Origin of the sequence: Microbispora sp. NPDC049125, from assembly GCF_040802045.1 — a bacterium.
Lineage (GTDB): Bacteria > Actinomycetota > Actinomycetes > Streptosporangiales > Streptosporangiaceae > Microbispora.
Map to the genome: position 1 here is coordinate 1 of NZ_JBEZDW010000099.1, position 2,517 is coordinate 2,517.

Sequence of the window (2,517 nt, forward strand, 5' to 3'; positions counted from 1 at the left end):
GTCGCGGGGTATGTGCTGACGGGTAATGCGGGGAGTGTGATTTCGGGGCGGGTGGCGTACACCTTCGGTTTGGAGGGGCCGGCGGTGACGGTGGATACGGCGTGTTCGTCGTCGTTGGTGGCGTTGCATTTGGCGGTGCAGTCGTTGCGGTCGGGGGAGTGTTCGCTGGCGTTGGCGGGTGGGGTGTCGGTGATGTCGACGCCGTCGACGTTTGAGGAGTTCAGCCGGCAGGGGGGTCTGGCGGCTGACGGTCGGTGCAAGGCGTTCGGAGCCGGCGCCGACGGTTTCGGTGCTGCCGAGGGTGTCGGTGTGCTGGTGCTTGAGCGGCTGTCGGACGCTGTCGCGAACGGGCATGAGGTTCTGGCGGTGGTGCGGGGTTCGGCGGTGAATCAGGACGGTGCTTCGAATGGGTTGACGGCGCCTAATGGTCCGTCGCAGCAGCGGGTGATCCGGCAGGCGCTGGCGAACGCGGGGGTGTCGGCGGCCGAGGTCGACGCGGTGGAGGCGCACGGCACCGGCACCACATTGGGCGACCCGATCGAGGCGCAGGCGTTGTTGTCGGCGTATGGGCGGGATCGTTCGGAACCGGTGTATTTGGGGTCGGTGAAGTCGAATATCGGTCATACGCAGGCGGCTGCGGGGGTGGCCGGTGTGATCAAGATGGTCATGGCGATGCGGCATGGGGTGCTGCCGCGGACGTTGCACGCGGATGAGCCGTCGCCGCATGTGGACTGGTCGGCCGGTGCGGTGGAGCTGCTGACGGAGTCGCGGCCGTGGCCGTCGATCGATCGTCCGAGGCGGGCGGGGGTGTCGTCGTTCGGCATCAGTGGCACCAACGCTCACACCATCGTCGAGCAGTTCGTTGACGGCGCTGACGAGCCGCCGGTCGTTGATGGGGTCGATGAGCGGCCGGTGGTGTGGCCGGTGTCGGCCAAGAGCGCGGCGGCGTTGCGGGATCAGGCGGTGCGGTTGCGCGCGCATCTGGTGGCGCATCCTGAGTTGTCGCCGGTTGATGTGGGGTTCTCGCTGGGGGTGTCGCGGTCGGGGTTCGAGCATCGGGCGGCGGTGGTCGGCGCGGATGTGGCAGAGCTGCTCGCCGGTCTGGGGTCGCTGGCTGAGGGTGAGCGTGCGGGGAGCGTTGTTCAGGGGATGGCCTCTGGTGGCAAGGTGGCGTTCCTGTTCACCGGTCAGGGGTCCCAGCGGGCGGGGATGGGGCAGGAGCTGTACGAGACCTACCCGGCCTTCGCGGACGCTTTCGACCAGGTGTGCGCTCATCTCGACGGGCATCTCGACCGGCCGATCCGGGAGGTGGTGTTCGGGGACGGCGAGTCGCTGGACCAGACCTCCTTCACCCAGCCGGCGCTTTTCGCCGTCGAGGTGGCGCTGTTCCGGCTGCTGGAGTCCTGGGGCATCGTGCCCGACTTCCTGGCGGGGCATTCGATCGGGGAGATCGCCGCCGCTCATGTGGCCGGGGTGCTGTCCCTTGAGGGCGCCTGCACCCTCGTCGCCGCCCGGGGCCGGTTGATGCAGGCCCTTCCGGAGGGTGGGGCGATGGTCGCTCTGAACGCCTCCGAGGAGGAGGTCTTGCCGTATTTGACCGACCGGGTGAGTGTCGCGGCTGTCAACGGTCCTTCGTCGGTCGTGGTGGCGGGTGAGGAGGATGCCGTCGCGGCGGTGGTTGCGCGGTTCCCCGATCGCAAGTCGAAGCGGTTGAAGGTCAGCCACGCTTTCCATTCCCCGCTGATGGATCCGATGGTGGAGGACTTCCGCCGGGTCGCCGAGTCCCTGACGTACAACGCGCCGCGGATCCCGATCGCCTTCGGTTGGGACGCCGACTACTGGGTCGCTCACGTTCGTCAGCCGGTGCGGTTCTTGGACACCATGCGGTCGCTGGTGGGCGATGGCGTGCGGGTGTTTGTGGAACTGGGGCCGGACGCGGTGTTGTCGGCGATGGGCCCTGAGTGCGTCGAGGGTGTCTTCGTTCCCGCTCTGCGGCGGGAGCGGGCGGAGGTGGAGACGGTTGTCGCGGCGGTTGCTCGTCTTCATGTTGAGGGTGTGACGGTCGATTGGGAGGGGTTCCTCCCGGGTGGCCGTCGGGTGGAGTTGCCGACGTATGCCTTCCAGCGGCAGCGGTTCTGGTTGGAGCCGTCGTCACGCACTGCTGCTGCGGCGAGTGCTGATGAGGTGGAGGCGCGGTTCTGGGAGGCGGTGGAGCGGGAGGACCTGGAGGCGCTGGCGGGGGCGTTGGCGGTGGATGCCGATGGGTCGCAGTCGTTGGGTGTGGTGTTGCCGGCGTTGTCGTCGTGGCGGCGGGGGCGTCGTGAGCGGTCGGTGGTGGACGGCTGGCGCTACCAGGTGGCGTGGAAGCCGGTCGCCTCAACCTCGCAGGGGGTGGCGCGGGGGGTGTTGTCGGGGACGTGGTTGGTGATCGTCCCGGCTCCTGGCGTCGGCTGTGGCGCTGATCTGGCCAGTGGATCGGCCAGTGGTTCGGCTGGCGAGTCTGGTGGCGGTGTCGGC

Annotated in this window: 1 protein-coding gene; it reads left to right on the plus strand. The window is 68.7% G+C overall.

All coding sequences use genetic code 11. The annotated features are described in order from the left end of the window. Positions 1-12 precede the first annotated feature (12 nt). The coding region (locus tag AB0B72_RS40100) for a type I polyketide synthase (RefSeq protein ID WP_367745039.1) at positions 13-2,517 on the plus strand (2,505 nt) is incomplete at its 3' end.